General features: G+C 54.4%; 19 protein-coding genes and 1 pseudogene. 12 read left to right on the plus strand and 8 right to left on the minus strand.

Annotated elements, in window-relative coordinates; genetic code table 11:
* Positions 1 to 141 precede the first annotated feature (141 nt).
* A complete protein-coding gene (locus tag ABF990_RS03335; RefSeq protein ID WP_415491034.1) occupies positions 142 to 540 on the plus strand; it encodes a hypothetical protein in 399 nt (132 codons plus the stop codon).
* Between the two features lie 135 nt (positions 541 to 675).
* On the opposite strand, the gene bcp is transcribed toward ABF990_RS03335, so the two are convergent.
* The gene (gene bcp, locus ABF990_RS03340; RefSeq protein WP_415491033.1) at positions 676 to 1,161 is read right to left on the minus strand and encodes a thioredoxin-dependent thiol peroxidase; all 486 of its coding nucleotides are present in this window, start codon (positions 1,159 to 1,161) and stop codon (positions 676 to 678) included.
* 16 nt (positions 1,162 to 1,177) lie between these two features.
* Positions 1,178 to 4,381 carry a glutamine-synthetase adenylyltransferase gene (locus tag ABF990_RS03345; RefSeq protein ID WP_415499930.1) on the minus strand — a complete coding sequence of 1,068 codons (3,204 nt, stop codon included), beginning with the start codon at positions 4,379 to 4,381 and terminating at the stop codon, positions 1,178 to 1,180.
* A 95-nt stretch (positions 4,382 to 4,476) separates the two neighbouring features.
* Between ABF990_RS03345 and ABF990_RS03350 the strand changes: the two genes are divergently transcribed.
* The gene (locus ABF990_RS03350) at positions 4,477 to 7,683 is read left to right on the plus strand and encodes an AsmA-like C-terminal region-containing protein (RefSeq protein WP_415499931.1); all 3,207 of its coding nucleotides are present in this window, start codon (positions 4,477 to 4,479) and stop codon (positions 7,681 to 7,683) included.
* A gap of 103 nt (positions 7,684 to 7,786) precedes the next feature.
* Here the strand turns inward: ABF990_RS03350 and ABF990_RS03355 are convergent, their stop codons facing one another.
* Positions 7,787 to 12,244, minus strand: a complete 4,458-nt coding sequence (locus tag ABF990_RS03355) for a glycosyltransferase (RefSeq protein ID WP_415499932.1) — start codon at positions 12,242 to 12,244, stop codon at positions 7,787 to 7,789.
* Between the two features lie 372 nt (positions 12,245 to 12,616).
* Positions 12,617 to 13,417: pseudogene (locus ABF990_RS03360) on the minus strand (IS5 family transposase).
* Positions 13,418 to 13,664: 247 nt separating this feature from the next.
* Here ABF990_RS03360 and ABF990_RS03365 point away from each other — a divergent pair.
* The 8 genes from ABF990_RS03365 (at position 13,665) to ABF990_RS03400 (ending at position 21,797) form a co-directional block, all read left to right on the plus strand.
* Positions 13,665 to 14,681, plus strand: a complete 1,017-nt coding sequence (locus ABF990_RS03365) for a glycosyltransferase family 2 protein (protein ID WP_415499933.1) — start codon at positions 13,665 to 13,667, stop codon at positions 14,679 to 14,681.
* 445 nt (positions 14,682 to 15,126) lie between these two features.
* Positions 15,127 to 17,031 carry a DUF4422 domain-containing protein gene (locus ABF990_RS03370; protein WP_415492287.1) on the plus strand — a complete coding sequence of 635 codons (1,905 nt, stop codon included), beginning with the start codon at positions 15,127 to 15,129 and terminating at the stop codon, positions 17,029 to 17,031.
* Positions 17,032 to 17,228: 197 nt separating this feature from the next.
* Positions 17,229 to 18,287 (plus strand): dTDP-glucose 4,6-dehydratase, encoded by a 1,059-nt coding sequence (rfbB, locus tag ABF990_RS03375; RefSeq protein ID WP_415492288.1) that lies wholly within the window; start codon positions 17,229 to 17,231, stop codon positions 18,285 to 18,287.
* 26 nt (positions 18,288 to 18,313) lie between these two features.
* A complete protein-coding gene (gene rfbA / locus ABF990_RS03380) occupies positions 18,314 to 19,195 on the plus strand; it encodes a glucose-1-phosphate thymidylyltransferase RfbA (protein ID WP_415492300.1) in 882 nt (293 codons plus the stop codon).
* A 49-nt stretch (positions 19,196 to 19,244) separates the two neighbouring features.
* On the plus strand, positions 19,245 to 19,802 hold the full coding sequence (rfbC, locus tag ABF990_RS03385; protein WP_415492289.1) for a dTDP-4-dehydrorhamnose 3,5-epimerase: 558 nt from the start codon (positions 19,245 to 19,247) through the stop codon (positions 19,800 to 19,802).
* Positions 19,803 to 19,818: 16 nt separating this feature from the next.
* Complete coding sequence (gene rfbD / locus ABF990_RS03390) at positions 19,819 to 20,718, plus strand: dTDP-4-dehydrorhamnose reductase (RefSeq protein ID WP_415492290.1); 900 nt, start codon at positions 19,819 to 19,821, stop codon at positions 20,716 to 20,718.
* A 30-nt stretch (positions 20,719 to 20,748) separates the two neighbouring features.
* Positions 20,749 to 21,579 (plus strand): hypothetical protein, encoded by an 831-nt coding sequence (locus ABF990_RS03395; RefSeq protein WP_415492291.1) that lies wholly within the window; start codon positions 20,749 to 20,751, stop codon positions 21,577 to 21,579.
* The gene (locus ABF990_RS03400) at positions 21,555 to 21,797 is read left to right on the plus strand and encodes a hypothetical protein (protein WP_415492292.1); all 243 of its coding nucleotides are present in this window, start codon (positions 21,555 to 21,557) and stop codon (positions 21,795 to 21,797) included. Before ABF990_RS03395 ends, ABF990_RS03400 begins: the two co-directional genes overlap by 25 nt.
* A gap of 9 nt (positions 21,798 to 21,806) precedes the next feature.
* On the opposite strand, the gene ABF990_RS03405 is transcribed toward ABF990_RS03400, so the two are convergent.
* The 4 genes from ABF990_RS03405 to aat all read right to left on the minus strand — a co-directional run bounded on the left by ABF990_RS03405 (position 21,807) and on the right by aat (position 24,787).
* The gene (locus tag ABF990_RS03405) at positions 21,807 to 22,577 is read right to left on the minus strand and encodes a hypothetical protein (RefSeq protein ID WP_415492293.1); all 771 of its coding nucleotides are present in this window, start codon (positions 22,575 to 22,577) and stop codon (positions 21,807 to 21,809) included.
* A 48-nt stretch (positions 22,578 to 22,625) separates the two neighbouring features.
* Positions 22,626 to 23,243, minus strand: a complete 618-nt coding sequence (locus tag ABF990_RS03410; RefSeq protein WP_415506474.1) for a hypothetical protein — start codon at positions 23,241 to 23,243, stop codon at positions 22,626 to 22,628.
* Positions 23,243 to 24,025 carry a hypothetical protein gene (locus ABF990_RS03415; protein ID WP_415506475.1) on the minus strand — a complete coding sequence of 261 codons (783 nt, stop codon included), beginning with the start codon at positions 24,023 to 24,025 and terminating at the stop codon, positions 23,243 to 23,245. The genes ABF990_RS03410 and ABF990_RS03415 overlap by 1 nt, the downstream gene beginning before the upstream one ends.
* A gap of 120 nt (positions 24,026 to 24,145) precedes the next feature.
* Positions 24,146 to 24,787 carry a leucyl/phenylalanyl-tRNA--protein transferase gene (gene aat / locus ABF990_RS03420; RefSeq protein WP_415492296.1) on the minus strand — a complete coding sequence of 214 codons (642 nt, stop codon included), beginning with the start codon at positions 24,785 to 24,787 and terminating at the stop codon, positions 24,146 to 24,148.
* A gap of 195 nt (positions 24,788 to 24,982) precedes the next feature.
* Here aat and ABF990_RS03425 point away from each other — a divergent pair, with 195 nt between their 5' ends.
* Complete coding sequence (locus ABF990_RS03425; protein WP_415492297.1) at positions 24,983 to 25,972, plus strand: 2-hydroxyacid dehydrogenase; 990 nt, start codon at positions 24,983 to 24,985, stop codon at positions 25,970 to 25,972.
* A 12-nt stretch (positions 25,973 to 25,984) separates the two neighbouring features.
* Positions 25,985 to 26,161 (plus strand): hypothetical protein, encoded by a 177-nt coding sequence (locus tag ABF990_RS03430; RefSeq protein WP_415492298.1) that lies wholly within the window; start codon positions 25,985 to 25,987, stop codon positions 26,159 to 26,161.
* The last annotated feature ends 30 nt before the right edge of the window (positions 26,162 to 26,191 follow it).

The following is a 26,191-nucleotide window of genomic DNA, read 5'->3' on the forward strand; positions in this document are numbered from 1 at the left end:
CGACGCAGGCGTGATGTGGAGCAACCGCGCACCAAATGGCCCCGCAAAGGCCTTTAATTTGCCATATGAGAGTCGATACTGGAGCTTATTGGAAAGACAAGGGGGCGGACCACGAAAACCGCACCCAGGAGACATGATCCAATGCGCCGCATGACAAAACTTCTTATGGTTCTTCCCCTCGTTGCCGGTCTGGGACTGGCGGCACAGCCTGCGGCACAGGCCCATCCCGGCGGCCATTGGGGCGGAGGATACGGGCATGGCTGGGGCGGACCCGGCTGGGGTGGACCGGGCCATTACGGCCCGCGCCCTTACGGTCCCGGCTATGGCCGCGGATATTACGGCCCCCGTGGCGGCGCCATTGCCGGCGCTGTCATTGGCGGGCTGGCGGTCGGCGCACTGGCCGGGGCGGCACTGGGTGGCGGACCGGGCTATTACGCGCCCCCACCCCCGCCACCGCCAGTGGCCTACCCGGTGCCCATGGCGGTACCGGTCATGCCCGCTCCCGGCTACTATCCGGGTGGCTATTACCCCGCCTGGTAACACCCCACGTAACACCCCACCCGGCCTGACAGATCAGGCCGGGGTGTAACCCCCTACTGGCCTGCGCCGCGGACCGGGGCTGACAGGCCCAAGCTGTGGCCCCAGCCTGGGCCCCGGACAACGGGCCCGGATATGTCAGGCCGCGCCGGTCAGGGCCTGCGCTTCGTTCATGACGGCCTCGACATGGCCGTCCACCTTCACCTTGCGCCAGATATGGGCGATTTTACCATCCGCCCCGATCAGGAACGTCGCGCGTTCGATCCCCATGCTGGTCTTGCCGTAAAGGGTTTTCTGCACCCATACGCCATAGGCCTCGGTCACGCTGCCATCCGCGTCGGAGGCAAGAGCAAAGGTCAGGCCATATTTGGCGGCGAACGCGTCGAGCTTCTTAACCGGATCGCGCGAGACGCCGATAATGGTCAGGCCGGCCTTTTCAAAAGCGTGCAGCGTTTCGTTGAACCCGCAGGCTTCCTTGGTGCAGCCGGGTGTGTCGGCCTTGGGGTAGAAATACAGAACAAAAGGCTTGCCCTTGAGCGATGCCAGATCGACCGTACGGTCGCCGCTGGCCTGCATGCTGAAAGCCGGCGCCTGATCGCCGACCGCAAGCGGTATCGTGTCCATGGTATGGGTCTCCGTCTTATGGGTTGTCGTGTTGCAGTGTCTTAACCCCGTGCACCGCGTGCTGTTCCGCTGCGATGGGGCCAATAAGCCGATCAAAGCAAGTCCGCACGGTTCTGGCCAGTGTGTTCGCCTGTTCCAGCAGGGCGGCAAGATCTGCCGCCCCCATGCCGCGCAGCAGAATTTTCAGCGCCGCCGGGGCCATGTCCTCAGCCAGTTCCCTGGGTGGAACCGGGCCGCATAGCAGGCGCAGCAGGGCCTGCAGCCGTCGCCAGAACAGATCCGCCCCGACCAGAATGCGCTCATCCTGCCGGCTGAGCAGCCCCGCCTGCGCCAGACGCGTCAGGGCCTGCCGCGTGACAGGGCTGCGCGCGGCGGCATGCCCCGCGCAGAGCTGGAGAGTCTGGGCAATGAATTCCACCTCCATCAGCCCGCCATCCCGACGTTTGACATCCCATATGGACAGCGGGGGCATATCCCGCGCCAGACGTTCGCGCATGGTGAGCGCATCCTCGCATAAAGTGGCGCAGGGGACCGGTGGCTGGCGCAAGGTTCCGTCGAGAATACGGCACAAATCCTGCCGCAGCCCGTCGCGCAGGGAACGGGGGGCCGCAACGATACGCGCACGCGTCAGGGCCATGCGCTCCCACGTCCAGGCGGACTGGGCATGGTACCTGACAAAAGCCGGGCGCGATACGGCAACCGGCCCCGCCGCGCCGGACGGGCGCAACCGCATATCCACCGCGTAAAGCGGTCCCTCCGGTCCGGGGGCGGTCAGTGCGGCGACAAACGCATGCGCAAGCCGTGTATAATAGCTGCCGACCGCGACCGAGCGCGCCTTCCCCACCGTCGCCCCTGCCCCATTGTCCGACTGGCCGCCTCCGGTATTGCTGGCGCCTGCCTGTGTGCCTGCCAGTGCGCCAACCGGTGCCCGCGCCGCCGCATTCCGTAGCGGAACCACGCTGGCCTGGACATGATCGGGGTGGTCGAACACCATCAGCAGATCGAGGTCTGACCCCGGCATCATCTCGCGCGAGCCGACCTTGCCCAGTGCGATCACCGCCATGCCCCCGCCCGGCACCCGCCCGTAGCGGCGCACATGCTCGGCTTCCACCGCTTTTTTGAGCAGGGTGATGATCGTATCCGCCAGCGTGGTGCGTTCCCGCTCAGCAGTGTTTTCGTTGATACGCCCTTCAAGCAGGGCGACCGACAGCCGGAATTCCTCCCCGCGCAGCAGCGGGTGCAGGGCTGCCACCAGCCCTTCGATATTTTCCGCAACCTCGGCCAGATGGTGCAGCCGGGCCACGACGTCGCGCCCGTCCTGCGGACCGGATTCAAGCAGCCCTTCAAGGGCGGAGGGCGTATCGGCCAGATAATTGGCCAGAAAGGCCGAGGCGTCGAAAATACTGGCGATACGCTCGATCAGGACCGGATTGTGGTCAAAAAGGGAAAGAAGCTGCACCCCCGCGTGCTGGCGGGCCAGCAGCGTATCGAACCGGCGCAGGCAGGCGAGCGGGTTGGTGCGCGCCCCGAAACTGGCGAGCAGCGTGGGCAGGAACGACCAGAGCAGCGCATGCGCCCGCTCCGACCGCAGGGCGCGCAGGCTGTTGCCGCTCCACCGGTCCAGAACGTGCAGGGCTTCGGGAATCTGGGTGGGGGGGAAACCCTGTTCGGCCAGCAGGTCCGCAAGCTGGCCTTCATCCGGGCCGCGCACCAGCACCCGCCCCTGCGCCGCACTGCCCGCGCTGGCCTGGGTTACGAAGTGGCGCTCGAATATCCGCCGTGCCTCGCGCATGCGGGGCAGCAGATCCAGTGCGAAGGCCTGCCCGTCCGCGCAGTTCATGAATACGGCAAAGGCCTCGAACCCGTCCTCCGTGTCGGGCAGGGCATGGGTCTGGTGGTCGGCGCGCATTTGCAGCCGGTGTTCCGCATCGCGCAAAACGCGGTAGGTGCGGGCCAGCACCTCGGCCTCCTGCCGGGGCAGGTGGCCCGAGCCCACCAGTTTTTTCAGCCCGCCAAAAGTGGTCTTGTCGCGCAGGGCCGGTTCGCGCCCGCCCCACACAAGCTGGATCGCCTGCACGATAAACTCGATTTCGCGAATACCGCCCTGCCCCAGCTTGAGGTTATGCCCCAAAAGCCAGTCACGGCTGGCCAGCGGGTCGGCCAGCACGGCATCAGACAGATCCGCCAGATCGGTACGCCCGGCCTTGCGGTGACGGTCGATCCGGGCTTTCATGTCATGAATATCATCAATCAGGGCGAAATCGAGCGTGCGCCGCCACACAAACGGGCGAATAGCCGCCAGAAAACGCCGCCCCACCCCCAGGTCACCCGCCACGGGGCGCGCCTTGATCATGGCCGCACGTTCCCAGGTCTGGCCCAGGCTCTCGTAATACAGGATGGCGGACTGCACCGTAACCGCCGGCGGGGTGGAGGCCGGGTCCGGGCGGAGGCGCAAATCCGTACGAAAAACGTAGCCATTCGCATCGCGCGCTTCCATCAGGCTGACAAGATCGCTAGTCATGCGCACAAAGATACGCCGCACCCCCTCGGGGTGTTTATGCATCATGGGATCATAGAGAACCATCAGGTCGATATCGGATGAGAAATTCAATTCCCGCGCGCCCAGCTTGCCCATGGCCAGCACAACCAGCCCGCAGCCCTGCGTGGGCCGGTCGGGGTGCGGCAGTTCGATCTGTCCGGCGGCATGCGCGCACCACATCAGATGCCTGAGAGCAAGCTCAAGCGCGGTTTCCGCCAGGCGGCTGAGTGTCGCCGTTACGTCATCGAGCGACCAGAACCCGCCCAGATCCGCCACGGCGCAAATAAATGCTATACGTTTTTTGAGGCGTCGGAGAAAAGCCGCGACATACTCTCGCCCCGATGTGGGGTCAAAATCCGCGCATGTCGCAAACACATCCTGCACGCATCTGTCCGGCCCGTTTTCCAGCAACGCCGCGAACGCACCGATATCGTCCCGCGCCAGATCGGACAGATAGGGGCTGTTTCCGCCCAGGCAGGCCTGCAACCCCCGCGCTCCGGCCTGCGATATGACCATGGGAAAAATACCAGCGGCATCCGCCAGAACCTTGATATCCGCCGCAAATCGCCGGGCGGCGGCATGGTCGGCTGGCCGGGGCCAGTCCGCATCCGGCCAGGCGCGCAGGCCACGCCCGCGCGGCAGCCTGACATCATGAAAAAGAAAATGCTCTGCCTGCGTCATGAAAGGGTCCGTACCGTGAACCATGAAGGCTTGCTGCGTTGACCGCCAACGGTCAAGACACAGCCGTACGGAAAACGGTGACAGTACGGCGCGCAATGCTGGTCAGTATATGCGCGCTGCTGGGGTTTGGCGTCAGCGGTGCTGCCGCGGCACTCGTGTACATGACCTACCGCCCCATCGACATTACGCCGGTTGTCAGGCCTTTTCTGCCCATAACGCTGATCAACAGCGGCGCCGGTCGCCCGCCACTGGCAAGCCTGAGCCTGAACCGCGCCGAACTGCGCTGGAACGGCCTGCATGACGGGCTTGGAAGTCCGCTGGCCCTTGTCCTGTATAACGTCACCCTGCAAGCGCCCGGCCACAGAACACATGATACCATCCGCGAGGCCCGGGTCATGCTTGACCCGGTGGCCCTGCTGCATGGAACCCTTGGCCTGCACTCGGCCAGCCTGCATGGTGTACGCCTGACCCTGCGCCGCAAGGCTGACGGGTCCACCGGCCCGGATTTCGACCTGCCAGCCGACCTGCAAAGTTCGGGGGGCGGCAACAGCGTCGATATCAGCCGCCTGCAGCATGTGCGTCTGGACGACGCCGTTATAACCGTCAACGACCAGCTTGCCCGTACAAGCTGGGTCATATCCCCCCTCAGTGCCGATCTGTCGGTCCGGCGCAGGGAGCACCATCTGGGCCTTGCGGGAACGGTATCCGTTGGCCTGTCCCGTCAGGATGGTGCGGGACTGACCCGGCTGGTAAACATCAACGCCACAAGCGCGCCTGACGAACACGCAAACGCGACAACGTGGCGACTGCTGACCAGCCCGATCAGCCCCGCGGCCCTTTCATCCCTTGTGCCGCAACTGAAATCCGTCGATCTTCCCATCGCGCTGGCGGCCGATGCAAAACTGGCGCCCGCTGCCGGTACACACTGGCTGCTACCCGACGAGATCAACCTCAACCTGAACCTTGGTGCTGGCCGCCTGAGCCTTGCCGGGTCGACCTACAGCCTGGAGCACGGTACGGCGGCCCTGCGCCTTGTGCGCGACCACACCGCCACCGGCCCCCTGCCCGCACGCCTGACCCTGCATGATACCAGCCTGTCGATCCATAACGCCGACCTGCCCCAGGGCCCCGAGCACGCGCTGGACGTGGAACTGGCTGGCCAGCTCGCCGCGTCCGACATCTTGCAACCACAGGGCATAACCGGGCAGGTGAGCGCGACCATAGCGCATGTGGCATTCAACGACCTGCGCAGCTACTGGCCCGAACATGCCGCCAAAGGCGGGAAAAAATGGGTTGTCGACAATATCACGAGCGGCGATGCATCGGGCCTGCAGGTCAAACTCTCCCTTGCCGGGACCAAAGGCTGGAGCACGCTCAAGGTCGCGGGACTGGACGGAGACCTTGCGGCCAGGGGGTTGACCATTCACTGGCTGCGTCCTGTCTCGCCCCTGCATGACATCTCGGCCAGGCTGGCCATTCACGACCTGGACAAGATTGTCATTACTTTCGACAATGGCTACCAGCTTGTGGACCGCGCGGGCAAGAATGTCGGCCTGTCCGGCACAGGGCGGATCGAGGCCGGACCGGGCAGCATGACCATTACCGGGTTGAGCCATCGGGACCAGACCGGGATTATCGCGTCGAAACTGACCGGAAAACTGGAAGATATTCTCGCCCTGCTGGCCGAGAACCGGCTGCACCTGCTTTCGCGCCACCCCATCACCATGACCAATCCGCGCGGCATGGCCGTGGTCAATCTGTCACTGTCCCTGCCCCTGGTCAGCCATGTGCATATCGATGATATGACCATCAACGCCCATGCGGAGGTGTCGCACGCCGCAATGGGCAATGTCGTGGCCGGGCGAAGTGTCACCAACGGGCGTTTCGGCCTGGATGCCACGACACAGGGCCTTGCCCTTGCGGGCAGTGGTGTTATTGGCGGCCTGCCCGCAACCGTGTCCTACACGACCGATTTCAGCCATGTCGGCCCCAAAGGCCTGCTGGAACAGGCCCATATGACATCGCGCCTGACCCCGCAAAGCCTGACCGCCGCAGGGTATGACCCGGGCGAGCATTTCAACGGCACAGCCGATCTTGACGTCACCTACCGCGAAACGGGCGACCATCATGGCACCGTGGATGTCGGGCTGGACCTTGAACATGCGCGTATTCTTATTCCGCTCTGGCACAAGGCCCCTGATCAGGCGGCCCGGGTTTCCGCCCGGCTGGACCTGGTTGACGGGAAAATTATTGCCGTGGACCGTATTGTGGCATCCGGCCCTGACCTGGAGGTCAAGGGTCAGGCGGCCATACGTCCGAACAGGCCGCCGGAACTGATTGTCTCGTCCTTCCGCATTGCGCGTTCAAACGGGCATGCGCGCCTGGCGTTACCCACGGGAACTGACAGCATGATCCATGTGGGTGTCTATGCCGATGCGCTGGACCTGTCCCCGCTGGTCAGTGGCGACCCGGCGGCCCCCCAGCCCACCACCAAAAGCTCCGGCTACCATGTGCCCGAAGCCGCGACCGGCAGACTGCATGGCCCCACAGGCAATGCATGGGCGATCGACCTGACGGCGGACACAGTGTGGTATAATGCGACCAAGCCGTCGCTGAAGGGGGTAAAGGCCTATTTCGAGCATAATGGCCGCCGCTTGCGGACCATGCGCTTTACCATGCGCGGCCCCACACCAGTCAGCATGTCGCTGACACCGCAGGGCAGCAACCGGACGCTGGACGTAAGCATTCCCGACCTGGGTGCGTTCCTGTCCGCGTTCAACATCCTGTCCGATGTAGAGGGCGGCCACGCGGTGCTGAGCGGCGCATTTGACGACACCCAGGCCACAGCCCCGTTCAAGGGCAAGATCACGGTCAGCCCGTTTACCCTGCAAAAGGCGCCAACGGCCCTGCGTGTGGCCCGTAATATCTCGGTCTATGGCTGGCTGACGGCCCAGAACACCGACGTGTTCGACATCACCCACATGACCTTGCCGGTCACGTTCGAAGGCGATGTGCTGAGCATTCACGATGGCAGCATAGGCAACACCGCTCTGGGCGCAACGCTGGAGGGGGCCATTAACCTCAGCCGCAACAACATAGACCTGCACGGCACGGTAGCCCCCGTATTTGCCGTGAACAAACTGCCGGGCAAACTGCCCGGCATAGGCCGCGTTTTCAGCCCCGAAAAAAACGGCGGTGTAGTGGCCATGACCTTCGGCATAAGTGGCAAACTGGACAACCCCGGCCTGCACATCAACCCGTTTTCGATCCTTTTTCCCGGTGTTCTGCGGAATATGCTGTGAGGACTCCCCTTAAAAAAGATATGAGCAGCACGGGAATAACCAATAAGAGCGATTGCTCGCCCTTATTGTCCATCATGGAGATCAATTCAGGCTAGCAACCACCCTATTGTATCCTCTCTGACACAACATCAAGAACCGCCGCTTGATGTATGATTTTGCCATACTCCTCTACCATCTCCGCAAAACCAGGCTGACTGTCCAACACAGCCCGACTTTTCATAGCAAGCTGAGAACGCAATGCTTCGTCTTCCACCAAATAAGAAATAAGAATTGCCAGCCGCTCTACATCTCCAGGAGAATAGAATAAAGCATTAACATTTTCATATACCTGCTCTGGTATTCCAAACACTGGCGTCGTAATTATAGGAAGACCACAAGCCATTGCCTCCACTATTACTCGCGGAGCGCTTTCTACAAAGGAAGTGCATACTGCAATATCAGCTGCCATATAATATTTAAATGGATCGGATGTTGGGCCTGTTAATATGATCCGCTCTGCTGCGTATGGCGGCAAACTCTTGATACGATTAGTAATCACCTCCACGTAATCTGCTTCTCCATTTGCACCAACCAAATAAATGCGTATCTTTTTTTGAGTTTCTGTATCCAACCAAGAAAAAGCCTCTACTATATCTAATTGAGATTTACGTGCACAAAGAGTGCCGACCACTACAATCACCACCTCTGCATCTTCAAGATGCAGCGAATTACGAGCTCGCTTACGATCCCACTGAGAGACCATTTCCTCCAAATGCAATGGCGGAATCCCATGACGAACAAGCTTGAATGTACGCTGGCTATCAAGTTTTTGCCAAGCACGCCGTGTCGCATCAGCCACATATAAAACACGGTAAGCTTTAGAAAATGCATCGTAAGCGTAAGACCGTATTGCCTCCGGCAAATAGTCGAAATAACTCTCCCATCCCTCGCTCTCATGCTGACACCAGATCGAAGGCAAGCCTACATAAGCAGCAGTAAGAACCGCCCAAAAATTCTGAAGAGTATTGACGACTACAACCTCAGCTCCTATTTCCCTCAACAAGGCCCCATGCCTCTCGCAACTACGTGCTAGAGAGGCACCATCGTAAACATCGTGCAACGGGGATTGAGGCAGAATATGTACAGCGATGCCCTCCGCCTCATAAAGTTCACGCAGTGGGCCGTCGCGCAATGACAATACCTTAGCGTGAACTTCCCCTCGCTTCACGAGGCCTATGGTTAGATCCATCAAAACAGATGGCGCCCCTTCATAGTTTAAATTATGGGTGACCATTACCACATTTACTGAACTACGCCGCCGGCTCTGCAAGCAAATCGCTTCCGGCTCGAAACGCTCATTTTCTAATGACAAATTGGGATTATACCAACGGTCATACCAATTGCCATAAATGCGACGAAAATTTATTCTTTCTTGTGGATTATACTTATAGCCTCGCGTTTTACTCTCAAAATGAAACAATTCAGCCGTAGCGCAATAAATACAACTACGGCTTGAGATTACAACTCTATAGCAGAAATCCACATCATTATAAGAAACAGGAAAATTTAATTCGTCAAATCCACCCAACTCTTCGAACAATGACCTCGATGTTAACAAACAAGCTGCCGTCACAGCCGAATATTCGCGCGAAGTACGAACAAAACCCATGTACCCCCATTCATGCCTAGGGATATTGCGAAAAGCGTGCCCGACCAATCCTTCGTGATAACCATGAACAACACCTGCATGTTGAATGGTATTATCTTCGAAATACAGTCGTGCGCCGACAGCACCGACCCCTGGAATTTGGCCGTACCCTACCATCTGACTTAGCCAGCCAGGTGATATGACTTTGGTGTCATTATTCAGAAAAAGTATATATTCCGATGCACAATATTCCTGCACAGCTCTATTATTAAGATTAGCGAAATTAAACCCGCCATCAGGACTGGGAATTTGTACAACTCGGATAGAAGGAAATAACACCAAAGATTCTAAATAGGCAATTGCTTCAGGCTCATCGCTCTCATTATCAACAATAAGAATATCATAATTACGATATGTTGTTTTTTTCAAAGAATTTATACAAGTCCTAAGAAAATCAACTTGATTTTTCGTCGGAATAACAATTGTTACTGATGGACCATCATCGGGAAAAATTAATCCAAATATACCACATCGTGCTTCCGCAGCCCAAGCAGGATGAATTACACGCACATCGGAATAGCCACGACGCTCCATGGCCTCCTCTACAGCGCGACGGCCAGCCTCAATACTTGCTGGCTTGCTATCCGCGGACACTGCTGTGGAACCCGGTGCAGCTCGCCAATGGTAAAGAATTTTTGGGATATGACCGACATGACGTGCTTTTTCTGCCGCACGCAATGCAAAATCATAATCCTGAGAACCATCGAATGATTTTCGAAAGCCACCCAGATCAACGAACAAAGATCGACGAACGCTAAATATATGCGAGATATACATAAAAGACAGTAGCAATACCGGCGCCCAGTCGGGTTTAAACTGAGGCGCATAACGATGACCGTTCATATCTATCTTGTCGTCATCGCTATAAACAATATCTGCGTCAGGATGATCGGCATAATAAATAGCCAATTCAGCCAAGCAATCTGGAGTTATTAAATCATCATGGTCGAGAAAAGCTATAATCTCTCCACTTGCCATCTCGACACCAGCATTCGTTGCAATACTTATTCCCCCATTCCTCTTCAAACGGGTAATTTTAATGCGTGGGTCACGATCTCTCGCTCTTTCCAACATTGTCGCAATATGCGGAGCACTGCTACAGTCATCGACTAGACATAGCTCCCAATTATCATAAATCTGCAAAAGCACAGACTCTAACAATTCGTCGAAAAGGTCGGGGTCTGTATTATAAATTGGTGTAATTAATGAAATTCTCGGAGTGCACCCCACCCGCTCGTCAAGAAGGTCACGAATATTGGTGACAGCAATGTTACTTATTCGGTTAACACCTAACCAAGCCTCATAAGCTGACACTGGTTCCTGAACGAAGTGATAATTTCTATCTTTTATTTCTGATATTTCTTGCTGCAAAATATTCGTTGCCGCGGCTCCATCATGCCCAAGCGCCTCTACAGCTTGAATCATATGCCCCCACGCACCACGGGCTCCCGCACTGCGCAGACGCGCAAGCATAAAAACCACCCGCCTAGGAAAGCGGCTTGGCCTTTTAATAGCCTCTTTCAGAATAAGCCCACCCATTCGGCTTCTAAAACGAAATTTATGCAGTCCACTCCGGGTGAAAGTCTTACACCATCGTAACCCAGCCGTAATTTGCCATGACGATGAAGCATAAACGGCCTCTAACTGAGCATTTAACCTTTCTATTACCACGCGAAGGCGCTCATTTTCTGGATAGAGCGCCGCTAACCGATTATCGCGCTCCACAATTCGCTCGTTGCAACTCTCCACATCACTAGATATTTTTCTAATTTTAATAGAAGATGCTGCTCTTTCCTTTTTCACCAAAACATTAAGGCGATTAATTTCTTTGTAAAGCAATTCCAATCGGTTATCGCGCTCGACAATCATATCATCCGCGCATTTCTGGACCTCCATCGCGCTCTTCAGTAAAGTATTAAGACGCTCTATTTCTTCATATAATTCTTGCAATCGATTATCACGCTCAACAACCGCCTCCCCAATATGACATTCAGCCTCTGCTGCGTCTTTCAGTAAAGTATTAAGGCGCTCTATTTCTTCATATAATATCTTCAATCGACTATCGCGTTCAACAACCATGTCGCTGAAACGCCGATTTTCTTCATGGGACCGCAACAAAAGGCTGGCACGCTCTTGTGACCACACCCTATCAAATAAACCCGCACCCAAGCGGGAAAAAAAGCGCTGCACAACAGCCAACCGCTCGGTGCTTGACGCCACTTCAGTTATCAACCAGCGAATATTTTCAGGCATAGGTTCATTACCCACGTAAACCATGCCCAACCCATTAGAATGATCGAAAGAAAACGCGGGATATTGTGTGGATATTTCTTCCCACAATTTCCAAACCCCGAAATCTCGCTCACGAACATTAATATCGTGTATCAAGATAAGGCCTCGATAACTCATTTTCGGAAGCCAGTTAATGAAATCATTTTTTACAGCATCATATGTATGCAAACCATCGATATGTAACAAATCGATGGAATTATCAGAAAAATAATCAAGCGCCTGATCAAATGTCATGCGCATCAAACGAGAAACTCCACCATATAGCGGATTATGATAAGCACTCAGTTCATCGTAGACTTCATTCCCATAATAACCAGCATGCGAATCCCCTTCCCAAGTATCAACCGCATAGGCCTTAACTGGTACATTACAGGCAATCGCTGCCTGCAAAAATGCGCAGTAGGAATTCCCTGTATGAGTTCCCAGTTCGACCATGCAAGCCGGACGCGCATTCTCCATGACCCAAAACGCAAATGGAATATGTCCAACCCAAGGGGGGGGCCACGCTAGGAACTGCGGTTCTGCCAAAATTACTTTTGAACACAAAAGGCGCGCAACATCATCGTTAGAAGAAAGCGACATAAAACCAGACGTCCATCAATCATGATTAGTCTCAGTTTTAGCATTCACTCTGCTGCTCTGGAATACCTTCTTTTCGATTTGACGCCTTCTCGACGTCAGAACGGGTTGATTCTGCAGAGGTGATGCATTTTATGACACACCCGATGTCATCTCATCGATGTTTTTGTGCTTAATTTAAGTTACTCTGAACCGATGCAGCCTCATCACATTAGCTCAAATATTTCAAATCATAAACAAATAATTAAATTATTATTAGCCCTTCCAGCCCATATAAACATGACGTATTGCAGCAAACACACCTCATAGTCAGGAGTGAAAGCGTGGTCATTTCAAGATGCTGACGTTCTTGAATGCTAGAGGATGTTATGCGCCTTAAGCGAGTATAGCAGCGTTTCTGAGCATGAAGCATGCGAAAGCGATGGCATGAGGACTTGCGAGCGTTGAAGCGTAGCGCTCGTAATCTTTGCCAAATCTGCGGTATCGTGTGGCCCGTACGAAAGACGGTTCGACGACCCAGCGACGAGGCAGAAGGATCAAGCTGCGTTTGACTTCGGGCAATTTGACGACTTCAAGGGCGATGCCGTGAGCCCCCGCTGCCTCGGCCGGCCTCTCGCCTGTATAGTCCTGATCGACATAGGCCAGCTCGAAGCTTTCGTCCGTCACCTCCTGAATGGCGGCGGCGAGGCGTCCGACCTCGGCGCGATCATCCCGATTGGCTGGCATGACATGCAGAGCTAGCAGATGACAAAACGTGTCCACTGCCATATGCAGTTTTGAGCCTTTTTTGCGTTTGGCCCCGTCATATCCGGCGCGCGCCCCGCTCTCCGGTGTCGAACGCAAGGTTCGGCTGTCGAGGATGGTCGCCGTGGGTTCTGCCTTGCGGTCGGAGGCCATGCGCAGCACAGCCTGCAGGTCAGACGCCAGCGCTTCGAAGCAGCCAGCCTCCATCCAGCGACGAAATTACTGATAGACCGCCGACCAGGGCGGCAGATCGTTCAGCATGGCGCGCCAGACTATCCCGTAACGGATCACATAGCGCAACCCGTTTAACAGTTCGCGCAAATCATGCCGCCGATGTTCCGCGTCCTCTCGCATCAGGACAAGATACGAGACAACCAACGACCATTCTTCGTCTGATACGCCAGAGGGATACGGCTTGCGAACTTGCGTTATTCAGCATTACTAAACCAATCACGCATAAAAGTACATAACACCCCCTAAATATAAGCATAACACGCACTTCAAAACTATCATTAATATTCCCAAACAACAGTCCATTTTTGCCAACACCCCTTCCTTTAAAAGGAAAAGTCTTTCGCTGCAACTACGCGACTGCTTGCGCGTACGCTGTTTTTATGATCATAACATTCGCAACAATTGAAATCCGAATCAACGCCAGCTTGAATTTTTGGGAGTTCACATGAGCATTCCGGTTTCCGTTATAATAACTTGCTATAATTCGGAGCATTTTATTAGGAAGACACTGGAAAAAATTATCAATCAGACAATGCAGAACTTTGAAATAATTTGTATCGATGATTGTTCCAGCGATGCAACGTATACCCTAGTGTGTGATTATGCCAAAAATGATCAGCGAATAAAAGCCATTCGAAATCAGAAAAATATGGGTGCTGCAAAATCAAGAAATATTGGCTTTGAGCAGTCATGTGGAGACTATATTATATTTTTAGATGACGATGATATTTATGAACCCAATCTCGTCGAAGTCGCTTATGAAAATATTAAAAAATATGATGTAGATATTCTAGTTTACAGATCTCATGGCTATGATGAGGAAATTCAATCCAGCATCAATACGGACTGGACAATTAATACACCCAATATCGACGCTTATGAAGTTTTCAACAAAAATGACATAAGCAGGAATTTTTTCCAGTCTTTTATCTGGTGGGCTTGGGATAAAATTTTTAAAAGAACCCTAATTGAAAATAATCAAATAAAATTTCAGAATATACCGTCAGCAAATGACATGTCCTTTGTTGTAAAGGCTTTTCTTCATTCGGAAAAAATCATCTACATCAACGACAGGCTCATAACTCATCTTTTTGAACGAAAAAATTCCATATCAAGTACACGTGCGAAAAGGTATATGGGGTCAATATATGCTCTCTCCAATGTTCTAAATGCAGTGAATGAGCAAAATTCTAACGAAAATTATATGATTTCATTTAAAAATTATTCGATCACCTACCTTGAGTGGTATATCAACACCATAAGCGGCGATGGATTCTTCTCATTATTTTGTGAAATTAAAAAATTTCTTCTTTCCATGAACATTTCACGTGACGATTTATTTGAGTATCATATTTTCCTGGCTTATGAAAGACTTCTGAACCTGACCCCTTTAGAGTATTTATTTTCTTTAAAGGACAGACTGACCCATGAAAGAAAAATTTTTCTTGAGAAGAAGAGTTGATTACATACTATTCCACATCAGTTGTGACGTTTTTCAATAATGTTTTTGGAAGCCTGCTCAGTTAATGATACTCACTCACTTGCGCGCAAGGCACTGTCCCCATAGCCACAGAGATCATGAATGATGTTGCGCATTAAATTCGGCAATACGAAACAAACAGATACTCTTTTGGGTTCCCTCTGAACATATCGAAACCGACTGATCGCCGCTCTAAAATCAGACCTACAGCCTGCGGGAGCTGACTCGACCTGCCCCCCCCCCCGAAGTCAAATCAGATAGTTTTCATACGCTGGGAGGCAAAATGCCTTCTATAATCCTGCCCGCATTATCAGCCGGAATATCGCCGGAGAAGGCCTTTTAAAGCCCATACGGACCTTAATTGACAAATTTAATGAACCCAATAAAATAAACACTATCTTTTGACTTCCTGAAACGAGTTTTTTAAATGAAGATTGAATTGTATATTGCAGCGCATAAAAACTTCGAAATGCGCTTTGATAAAACTTTTCTCCCGATACATGTAGGAAGCAGGAACTCAAAAGAGGATTTTTGTCCCATAAAAGATGCGTCTGGTGACAATATTTCTGACCGAAATGATACTTTCTGTGAATTGACCGCATTATACTGGATGTGGAAAAATACAAAAGGTCAGGATTTTATTGGATTACTGCATTACCGACGCCACTTGAATTTTTCTTTTTCACAAAAAAAGGAAAATGAATGGGGCACTATTGATTATCCTATAATAGATGAAAAATATATCGATGAGAATTCTTTAGATTACTCTGGTGTTTTGGCCCGCCTTGATGACACCGATATACTCTTGCCCAAAAAATGGGATGTGCGTCATGCTGGCTCAACGTCTATGTTGAACCACTATGAACGCGGCGACCACCATCATGTGAGCGATTACATCAGTGCCCTGAATATTCTAAAAGAAAAATATCCAGATTACTATCAATTTGCATCAATAGTAAATAATTCCACGAATGGGTATTTTACAAATATATTTATTGCGAAACGTGATATTTTTGATCAGTATTGCACTTGGCTTTTCGATATTCTCTTTGAATTAGAGAAGACGCTTGATATATCAAACTATTCGATACAAGAGAGAAGAGTCTTTGGATACATCTCTGAATGGCTTCTAAATATTTTTATCGAAAAACTAAAGCATGATAAAAAAGATATCAAAATAAAAGAACTGCAAAGAACATTTGTACAAAATCCATCTTTTATTTTGCATCCGAAACCAAGTTTTTCTGTCGCAAATATTCCTATACTCATTTCATTCAACAACACCTATGCGCCCTATGCCGGTGTTTTAATTCAATCAATTATCAAGAACGCAAATGTAAATACGAACTATGATATATTCATATTCGGCAGCAACGTCTCGCAACTCAATAAAAATTACATCAATCTCATTACATCGCACAAATCCAATGTGAACGTAACTTTTTTAGATCCTGATCCTCTATTTTCAAATTACGATCTGTACAGTTATTCGCATTTTTCCAAAGATATGTACTATCGTCTCTTTATCCCGGATGTATTTAAAAACTTTACGCGGGTTATTTATATCGATAGCGATACTCTGGTTCAAACGGACATTGCTGCCCTTTTCGATACCGATATGGAGGGAAAAAGTATTGCAGCAGTCCGGGACTGCGTCATGCAGGGATTTATTAAATTCAAAGTACGCTCCAATGCAGAAACCGGCTCTTTGGAAGCCATGGATTACCTGCGTAGTTATTTGGAAATCGAAGATGACTGCGCCTATTTTCAGTCTGGAATTTTGATCTTTGACATTGCAAAATCGCAGGCAAAAATGGAGCAAGTCCGTTCCATTTTAATGTCGGGGAAAAAATACTGGTTCCCTGACCAGGATATTTTAAACAAAGTCTATAAAAACGATGTTCTTTATCTAGACCCAAGATGGAATGTCTATCATGGCAATGGTGATACTCAGACGTTTTTCCAAAATTTACCCGCAGCAGTTGCCAAAACATATTTTGAATCAAGGAATGATCCTTTTGTCATTCATTTCGCGGGTCCCCGCAAACCCTGGATATTCCCTAAAGTAGATTTTGCGTCTTATTTTTGGAGCGTGGCAAGAGAAACGCCTTGGTATGAGGAGTTGCTCCTCAATCTGGCTGCCAAGCATGATGATATTAAGGGGATTGATCACAGGACAGTGGAGGTCATTGCCCATAGAATAGTGAATGAAAAGTCTATTGGAATTAGAGACGTAATGCGTGCACTGGCCTCACCGTTTGCACCTATAGGCAGCACACGGCGCAATATTTTAAGAAAGGCCTTTAACGTATTGCGCAGACCTTTTGTGTAAAGCAATTAAATCTTAAAATCTGCTGTTACTGCAATGGCTTCTGATAGCAGCATTTTTGCTATATGTAGGAATTTCATTGTCGGGTAAAGTTTGAGAGATGCTGACGCTGATTCCAACCGGGTGATTTTCCAACGATTTAATGCTTTGAGGTCACTTATGAGACATAAAAAATCAAAGACAATCGTAAGAGGTGCTGATTGCGTATTTTATTGACAGGCGGATGCGGCTTTATCGGGTCCGCAGTCATCAGGCACCTCATCCGGACGACCGGTCATGAGATCCTGAATGTGGACTGCATGACCTACGCAGCGTCGGAAGAAACCGTCGAGGACGCACCGTGCAGCGGCCGGTATCGCCTCACCCGCGCCAATATCGTCAACGCGGATGAGATGAGCCGCCTGTTCGAGACATTTCGTCCGCACGCGGTCATGCATCTTGCAGCGGAAAGCCATGTGGACCGCTCGATCGACGGTCCCGGCGTCTTTATCCAGACAAATGTCGTCGGCACCTACACCCTTCTGGACGCGGCCCGCAGATACTGGTTCTCCCTCGACACAATCGACCGGGCGGCCTTCCGCTTCCATCATATTTCGACCGACGAGGTTTTCGGCGCGCTGGCCCCCCATGACCCGCCCTTTACCGAGACCACCCCCTACGATCCGCGCAGTCCCTATTCCGCCAGCAAGGCGTCGTCCGATCATCTGGTGCGGGCATGGCACCATACATACGGGCTGCCGACCTTCGTCACCAACACGACCAACAACTATGGTATCTGGCATTTCCCGGAAAAACTTATCCCGCTGATCACCATCAACGCCATCGAGGGCACGGACCTGCCTGTTTATGGCGACGGCGCCAATGTCCGGGACTGGCTGTTCGTGGAAGACCATGCCGAGGCCCTGGTCAAGGCCGTTGAAAAAGGTGTCCCGGGGGAAACCTACGCTATAGGTGCCCGCCAGCCGCGCAGTAATCTGGATGTGGTTCATACGATCTGCCGGGTGCTCGATGACCTTGCTCCTGACCCACGCGGCCCCCGTGACCGGCTGATCCGCTTTGTCGCGGATCGTCCCGGCCATGATTTCCGATACGAAATCGACCCCTCCCACGCAGAGCGGGCACTGGACTGGAAAGCCCGGCACGATTTCGAGACCGGTATTCGCCGCACCGTTCAGTGGTATCTGGACAACCGGTCCTGGTGGGAAGTTATTCGCGCCAGGCGCTACACTGGCAACCGCATGGGAACTGCCGTAGAATGACACAGACATCCGCGATTTCCGCACCCATGAAGGGTATTCTGCTGGCTGGCGGTTCGGGCACGCGCCTCTATCCGATGACAATCGCAACCAGCAAGCAATTGCTGCCGGTTTACGACAAGCCGATGATCTATTATCCGCTGTCCACGCTCATGCTGGCTGGTATCCGCGAGATCATGATTATCAGCACACCGGCGGATCTGCCGCAATTCCAGCGGCTGCTGGGTGACGGAGCCCAGTTCGGTGTTACATTCGAGTATCGTGTTCAGCCCTCGCCGGATGGCATTCCGCAGGCTTTCCTGATCGCGGAGGACTGGCTGGGCAACGCACCAAGCGCACTCGTGCTTGGTGACAATCTGATTTTTGCCGATCATTTGAGTGCTGCCCTGCAAACCGCTGCCCAGCGGCCAAGTGGCGCGACAGTTTTCGCCTACCAGGTGCGCGATCCCGAGCGTTATGGCGTGGTAACGTTCGATGGCACAGGGCGCGCACTGAGTATTGAGGAAAAACCGCGCTCCCCCTCCTCCAACTGGGCTGTCACTGGGCTGTATTTCTACGACAACCGCGTGCTGGATTTTGCCAAAAAGCTAAAGCCGTCAGCACGGGGAGAACTGGAAATAACCGATCTCAATCACGCCTATCTGGAAGAAGGATCCTTGCAGGTTGACCGGCTGGGGCGCGGATGTGCATGGCTGGATGCCGGCATCCCCGACAGCCTGATGGAAGCCAGTCAGTTTGTGAACACGATTCAGGCCAGACAGGGTATGCTCGTAGGGGCTCCGGCCGAGGTCGCCTACCGCATGGGCTTCATTACTGCGGACCAGTTGCGCGATCACGCCCAGTGCATGATCAAGACTGAACTGGGACGCATGTTGATGCAGGTCGCCAACGCAGAGGCTGGACAGCCTTGATCTCAGAGATTTTTTCCCAAAAATATCCCTGCATGCTAGACTTCAGGGCATGAAAACAGAACGCTTGGCCATTCCGGACGTCATTGTCCTGACCCCGCCCCGTTTTGGGGATAATCGCGGTTTTTTCTCGGAAACCTATAATATCGACCGCATGCGCGAGGCTGGCATTTCTCAGCCTTTCGTGCAGGACAATCAAAGCTTTTCCCGGCAGAAAGGCGTTGTACGGGGCCTGCATTGCCAACTTGCACCCTATGCTCAGGGCAAACTGGTTCGCTGCACCAAAGGCGCGATCTGGGACGTTGCTGTGGATATTCGTACCAATTCCCCCACATATGGCAAATGGGTCGCCGCGACATTATCCGAGGACAACTGGTCACAACTCTGGATTCCGCCCGGTTTTTTGCATGGCTTCTGCACCCTGACGGACAACGCCGAAGTACAATACAAATGCACGGCCCTTTATGACAAAGCGTCAGAACGTGCGGTGATCTGGAACAGCAAAGACCTTGCAATTGACTGGCCGCTCGACCCCGAGAATACTGTGCTGTCAGAGAAAGACTTGGCAGCACCCGAATTTTCCGCAGCCCATGGCTGGTTCCATCTATAATTCAAAAGGGTGACCAATGAATACTCCACTGTCTCAGGGCGGTCCCATTCTGGTAACGGGAGGTCAGGGCCAGTTGGCAACGTCACTGGTCACGCTTGGCGGTGCGCGCATTCACCGCGTGGGACGTCCGGATTTTGACTTCGACAGACCTGAAACGCTAGCTGCAACGCTGGAAGCCGTGCAACCTGTGGCCGTTGTCAATGCGGCAGCCTGGACCGCTGTTGATCTGGCTGAAAGCGAACCCGAGGCTGCTGCTCTGGCCAATACTTATGGTCCGGCCGAACTAGCCCGGCTATGTGCGATGCGCGGCATCCCCCTTATCCATATTTCGACAGATTATGTTTTTGCCGGGGACAAGGGGACGCCTTATGTGGAAACAGATCGCATTTCTCCCCAGACAGTGTACGGCGAGACTAAAGCCGAAGGAGAAAAACTGGCGCTGACAGCTAACCCCAAGACCTTGGTTTTACGCACATCGTGGGTCTATTCGGCTCACGGAAAAAATTTTGTGCGGACGATACTGAACGCAGGCGCTAAAAATCCTGTCCTGAAAGTCGTTGGGGACCAGATCGGCAATCCAACCAGTTCCGACGATCTGGCGCGGGCCATTCTTTCGATGCTCGCAACCATAGAAAAAAATGGCTGGCAAGACGACTTTGCCGGTCTTTACCATGCCTGCGGTACGGGAGAAACCACATGGCACGGTCTGGCTGTTGCAGCCCTTAAGGAAGCAGCAAACTACGGGCAGGCAATGCCAAGCGTGACGGCAATCCGGACAGAAGACTGGCCGACACCGGCCAAGCGTCCGGCGGTCTCCAGCATGAATAATGCTAAACTGCACGATGTGTTTGGCATCACCATGCCAAGATGGGATGACAGCTTACGTCAGGTTGTAAAAGCGCTTTATCGCTCATAAAAAGCAGAAAACGACTTAACAGGTTTTTTTATGATCAAAATTGCGCTGATCTATTTTGGCATTTCCAGAAACCCATCGAAAACAAGAGATGGAATTTACCAGAATATTATAAAACCAAATGAAGCGGTCGGCGTAGAATTCACATATATATCCTTTCTCAATATCATTGATCGGATACACAACCCCCGATCTGGTGAGCATGATCTCAATATTGAGAGAAGCGATACCTTAAATTTGTATTCAGACTACTATTTTCTTTTTGATCAACATAAAAACAACATCTGCTCAGCATTAGATGTAGCTAAAAAACGGCAGGATCCTTTTTGCGATGATTGGAACTCCATAAGGAATTTGTTAAATCAGTTGTACGTTTTAAAAAATGGATGGAACGCCTTTAGCGCTCTCCATAACAATGATTACGACGCTTATTTTTTTATAAGGCCAGATATTTTATATATAGATAAAGTTATAATACCTGACCTCTTAGAAAAAATGCGTCATGATAAATCTGTATTGATCCCGTCCTGGCATAGTTGGGGTGGATTGAACGACAGATGTGCATTGATGAAACCAAAGGCAGCACAGTATTACGCATTACGATTTAATCAGATCAAGAAATTTTGCAAACACAACGATTTGCATTCAGAATCTTTTTTGGCCTGGTGCCTGGCGTCCCAAGGATGTCATGTGGGCGAACTACCTCTGCGCGGGAGACGGGTGCGGGCCAATGGTTTTGTAAAAGATGAAAATTTTGAGGACGCGTGCATCACCATGCCAAGTCAGGCCGGAAAATTCCGATATAGCCCGCTAAAAAAAGAAATCAAATGGAACTCCTCATGGAGCGTGTTCGGCAAGAATTAGCGTCATTACATAAATATACATGGAATACCGTCACGGCAGACTGTTTCAATTATAAACAAACCTCCGCCTTCCGAGGTATCCGGGTCAAACGCCTACTGGTGCTCTCCTGCTTTAACACCTTCGAACGCCTATTTATCGGCTTGAAAGCCGTTCGGAACATGGCGGCAATCTACAACGAACTGAAATTAGGCCACTCAGCCATCATCTCGCTGACCTGACGACATGTTCTATGGTCTGCCTGTTCCTGGAACCGTATTGCCGCTGTAACCGGGCAGATCGTCCGCGGCTTCATCCGTGTCATGGGGATCAGGCAGTCTGTCGAGCCATTGTCCGGTTTCCCGCCCCTGTGCTGATGCATTCCCGGACGGGGGATGTGCTGCATCGTCAGTGTCCTCGGACAGAATATCCGCCGGGCCTTCCTGAAGGTAGACTGTCTCATTCAGGGACTGACTGACAGAGGCCAGAAGCTGGCCGGAACTTGCAAGACTGCGGAAGGACGTGTCCTCATCCGCCATCGTGGTATCCAGCCCGTTACCGCTGATTTCTCCCACAGCATGAAAGGACAGATCGGCCGCCGCGTTCACAGGCGCCACCAGCCAGTGCCGCGTATGCGACACAACGCTTGACGCGTCAGCCTGCGCGCAGGGTTGCATGTGGGTCAGCGTCACGGTTTCTGTCGTGACAAATCCTTCGGTACGACTGTCCACCACGACATGTGTGCGATGGGGTGCACCACGCCGGGGCACCACCCTGCGCTGCCATTGTCTGGCTGTGAAAACCGTGCCCGACGGCACAACCACAAGAGCCTGAGCGGGCTGGGCGGCCTGTGGAGCAAGACACACATTTGCCGCACCGCTTCCCGCCGCATGCGCGACGCCATGCAAACCCAGCCGCTCCGAACCAGACCAGGACAGGCAGGGCCCAAAATTGCTCATGGCACACACCACCGTCAGAATGGCCAGAACACGCAGGGATACTCCGCCTGCCTGTGGTTTCATGGCGTGGCACCTTTCCTGTCAGTCTTGTCGCGCGCACCCAGGCTGAAATCAGGGGTGCGCGGGGTCCTCGGGCTTCAGGCCGGCCGGAATGGCAAAAACGCTGTCCGGCTGGGCTGCGCGGTTCACACTGAGCGCATGCACCCGCACCTGCCCGCCCTGAACAACCTGAAGCAGCAGGCCGTCAGCCGTGTAACACGCATCGGTCTGCTGGCCGTCCGTATCCGTTGTACGCCAGAGTGTGCAACCTTCCCCCGCGACAGTGGAACTCCCCAATCGTGCATAGGTGCCTGTAGCGGGGTGCTGGCCAGGCAGTGTCAGCGCCTGCTGGCCTGGAACGGGCATGCTGCTCTGCCGCCCCCGGGTCTGGTCCACCACGTTCAGCGTACGGTCTTGCCATGACGTGATCATGAACACGCCTGCGCCCTGCGGGTCCAGGCGCTGGCGCAGGGTGGACACCTGCCAGCGCATACGCTGGCGGGCCGATGCCTCACCCTGGGCGGACGCCACCTCGTACATGACGTCCACATCAACCGACGGTGTCACAAAAGGCGCATCGGCATTGTCAGCGGCAACGCCACGCCCACCTCCTGCGCCTGTGCAGGCAAGCACGAACACAAAGCCCATGATCCTGCCCGCACGGGGCAGGCAGCCGCCACGACCCCGCATTACTGCGCCCCCTGCCGACTGCCATCAGGCTGGGTACCTGTGGGCTGCATGCCTGTGGCTTGGGGTGCCGCAGGGTCTGTGCCCGGCTGCGCATCGCCTTGACCGCCATCTGAGGGAACAGGGACATGCGGCCTGACTTCCTGATACCCGGTCGGGGGCTGGAAAGCACTGCTGGGCACTGTTTCGTATGTGACCCTGGTGGCCACCAACTGGCCGTTCAGCCCGTCCACATCCACCCCGTCCTGCCGCAGGATAAAGCCGTCATCGGTTACGCAGGCAAAGGTCGACCCCTGGGCGGAATAAGCCTGCCAGACCGTGCAGGGCTGCCCGGCCACCGTATCCGTTCCCTTGCGGGTGAACTGCATGGACAGATCGAGCAGGAAGGGGTTACGCACGCTCTCCTGCTGCATGAGGCGGGTATAGACATGACGTGTGTTCAGAACGACCAGCACTTCCTGGGCTGCCCGATTGATGATGACCGCACCCCGGCTTTCCCCATCGCTGGCTCCTGTCAGGTAGTTGATCCGCAGCAGCCCGCCATCGCCCGAATAGAGAACCTGTACCTGGCGCGTGGGCAGCGGCGTGGTGGGGGCCGGACCTTCCTTGAGGTCCTGTTCGGTCGGGCGTGGCTGGAAATTATACACAATCACGGCGTCACGCGCGGGCGTAAGCGGAGGGTGGTCCCCCGCCTGCTGGGCATGAGCGTGGCCCGCGCCGGCGCTCCCCACCGCACATAACGCCAGAAAACCCATTACGCGCGCAGGCCCCGCGCCCTTGCTCAAGACGTGGGAAATATTGATCACCGTGGCTGTCTCCAATCTTCACGCAGGGTTATCGTGCACAAGGTTGCACATACCGCATGGGTGTTTTCACCCGCAACCGGGCAGGAGTGGGGCAGACCATCATAAATTGCGGATTTCCATCCGCAGCATATCGGGCGGAATATCCGCCTGCCAGCGGGGCGGCATGGCAACGGCCTGTTCCAGCATGGCCTTATACCGGGATGCGGGAATTTCCACCCCGCCGAACCTCGCCAGATGATCGGTCCCGAACTGTGTGTCAAGCAGGATGAAGCCCCCCAGCCGCAACCGCGCCATCAGGTGGACCAGCGCCACCTTGGACGCATCGGTTGCGCGGCTGAACATGCTTTCTCCAAAAAACACGCCACCCAGCGCCACACCATACAACCCGCCCACTAGGGCACCATCCAGCCGACATTCCACACTATGGCCGAACCCCATGGCGTGCAGATCGCAGAAAATGCGATAGATCCGGGAATTGATCCAGGTTGTCTCCCGCCCCGGCGCCGGACTTGCACACCCGCGCATGACCGCAGCGAAGTCCCGGTCCACACTGACATCGAAACGATCTGACAAAACCGTGCGCCGCAAGCGTTTTGGCAGGTGAAAACCATCCAGCGGCAGCACACCGCGCGGGTCGGGGTCGTACCAGTCAAGGTCCTGCCCAACCTCCTCCGACGCCATGGGAAACAGCCCGGCGGCATAGGCGGCAAGCATGAATTCGGGCGTCAGCCCCTGTGTCATGCGACTTTTCCTCTCCGGCTCCCCCACGCGACAGGCCTGCGCCTCCTGCGCGGCCCCTTGGGCAAATCCCGCCGCCAGGTGTTGCAAGCCCGCACGCGCCACAGCCGACGGGGCAACAACACAACGGCGTCCCCCCTCGCTTGCCAGATTGACAGGCCCGAACGCAACGGCCCAACTACCTGACCAATAAAAATTATGGAGACCGCCGTGACAGCCACGCCCCCACGCCTGATTCGCTCGGTTCGCCTGCTTGATGCGGCGGAAGCGCGCATCCGCTCGGAATTCACGGCTCCCCCGCCCCCCGACACCGCCATGGACACGGCCACCGCCATCGCGCTGGCCAACGAATTCAGACCCTTCGCCATGGTGGTGACGCATACGGCCCCCCTGCGCAAACCCGATATCGCCAAACTGCCCGACAGCGTGAAACTGGTGGCCACGGTCAGCGTCGGGCTGGATCACCTGGACGTGCCTGCGCTGCTTGAACGCGGCATTGCCGTGTCCAACACGCCCGATGTGCTGACCGACTGCAACGCCGACCTGACCATGATGCTGATTCTGGCCGCCAGCCGCAGGGCGGCGGAATACTATACGCTGGTCAAGACAACCGGCTGGACCAAACCACTGGGCATGGCCGACATGCTGGGCCACCGCGTCACCGGCAAACGGCTGGGCATTGTGGGCATGGGGCGCATCGGGCAGGCGGTGGCCAGACGCGCACGGGGTTTCGATATGGAAATCCTCTACCATAACCGGCGCCGCCTTGACCCGGCGGAGGAAGCCGGAGCGACCTATTACGCGGCACTGGAGGACATGCTGCCCCATTGCGATGTCGTGTCCCTGCACATGCCGGGCAATGCCGCTGCTCCCCCCATCATCAACGCTGCCACGCTGGCGCTGCTGCCGCGTGGCAGCGTGCTGGTGAATGCCGCACGCGGTTCGCTGGTGGATGAAGACGCGCTGATAGATGCCCTGCAATCGGGCCAGCTCAGCAGTGCGGGGCTGGATGTCTACCGCCGTGAACCCAACCCCGACCCACGCCTGATCGCCCTGCCCAACCTGTTCACCACCCCGCATATGGGCAGCGCGACAGTAGAAACACGCACAGCCATGTGCATGCTCGCACTCGATAACGCGGCGGCCCTTGCCGCAGGCAGGCCTATGCCATCCCCCGTGACCGCGTAAGGACACCGCGACATGACATTTCGTTTATTCTGCGTTCTGGGCGTGTTCGGCTGCCTGCTTCTGGAGTGTGTAGCACCGCATTATCGTGGCACCGCCCGCATCACCGGGCTGGCGTTCCTGGGGTTCGCCGTAATCGCCACGGCCATCATCTACAGGACCGACGCACGCGCGAAGGCCCGGTCCGGCTGACGGGTCAGGGGGGACTGGCCTCCCCCCCCC

The organism is Acetobacter sp. (assembly GCF_047723915.1).
GTDB lineage: Bacteria > Pseudomonadota > Alphaproteobacteria > Acetobacterales > Acetobacteraceae > Acetobacter.

Bases quoted from the DNA above. Each gene is read 5' to 3' on its own strand.
- ABF990_RS03335 (WP_415491034.1), top strand. From the start codon at position 142: ATGCGCCGCATGACAAAACTTCTTATGGTTCTTCCCCTCGTTGCCGGT.
- bcp (WP_415491033.1), bottom strand. From the start codon at position 1,161: ATGGACACGATACCGCTTGCGGTCGGCGATCAGGCGCCGGCTTTCAGC.
- rfbA (WP_415492300.1), top strand. From the start codon at position 18,314: ATGAAGGGTATTCTGCTGGCTGGCGGTTCGGGCACGCGCCTCTATCCG.
- rfbD (WP_415492290.1), top strand. From the start codon at position 19,819: ATGAATACTCCACTGTCTCAGGGCGGTCCCATTCTGGTAACGGGAGGT.
- ABF990_RS03365 (WP_415499933.1), top strand. From the start codon at position 13,665: ATGAGCATTCCGGTTTCCGTTATAATAACTTGCTATAATTCGGAGCAT.
- ABF990_RS03410 (WP_415506474.1), bottom strand. From the start codon at position 23,243: ATGCGGGGTCGTGGCGGCTGCCTGCCCCGTGCGGGCAGGATCATGGGC.
- ABF990_RS03355 (WP_415499932.1), bottom strand. From the start codon at position 12,244: ATGTCGCTTTCTTCTAACGATGATGTTGCGCGCCTTTTGTGTTCAAAA.
- ABF990_RS03395 (WP_415492291.1), top strand. From the start codon at position 20,749: ATGATCAAAATTGCGCTGATCTATTTTGGCATTTCCAGAAACCCATCG.
- ABF990_RS03400 (WP_415492292.1), top strand. From the start codon at position 21,555: ATGGAGCGTGTTCGGCAAGAATTAGCGTCATTACATAAATATACATGG.
- ABF990_RS03430 (WP_415492298.1), top strand. From the start codon at position 25,985: ATGACATTTCGTTTATTCTGCGTTCTGGGCGTGTTCGGCTGCCTGCTT.
- ABF990_RS03345 (WP_415499930.1), bottom strand. From the start codon at position 4,381: ATGACGCAGGCAGAGCATTTTCTTTTTCATGATGTCAGGCTGCCGCGC.
- rfbC (WP_415492289.1), top strand. From the start codon at position 19,245: ATGAAAACAGAACGCTTGGCCATTCCGGACGTCATTGTCCTGACCCCG.
- ABF990_RS03425 (WP_415492297.1), top strand. From the start codon at position 24,983: ATGGAGACCGCCGTGACAGCCACGCCCCCACGCCTGATTCGCTCGGTT.
- ABF990_RS03405 (WP_415492293.1), bottom strand. From the start codon at position 22,577: ATGAAACCACAGGCAGGCGGAGTATCCCTGCGTGTTCTGGCCATTCTG.
- ABF990_RS03370 (WP_415492287.1), top strand. From the start codon at position 15,127: ATGAAGATTGAATTGTATATTGCAGCGCATAAAAACTTCGAAATGCGC.
- ABF990_RS03350 (WP_415499931.1), top strand. From the start codon at position 4,477: ATGCTGGTCAGTATATGCGCGCTGCTGGGGTTTGGCGTCAGCGGTGCT.
- aat (WP_415492296.1), bottom strand. From the start codon at position 24,787: ATGACACAGGGGCTGACGCCCGAATTCATGCTTGCCGCCTATGCCGCC.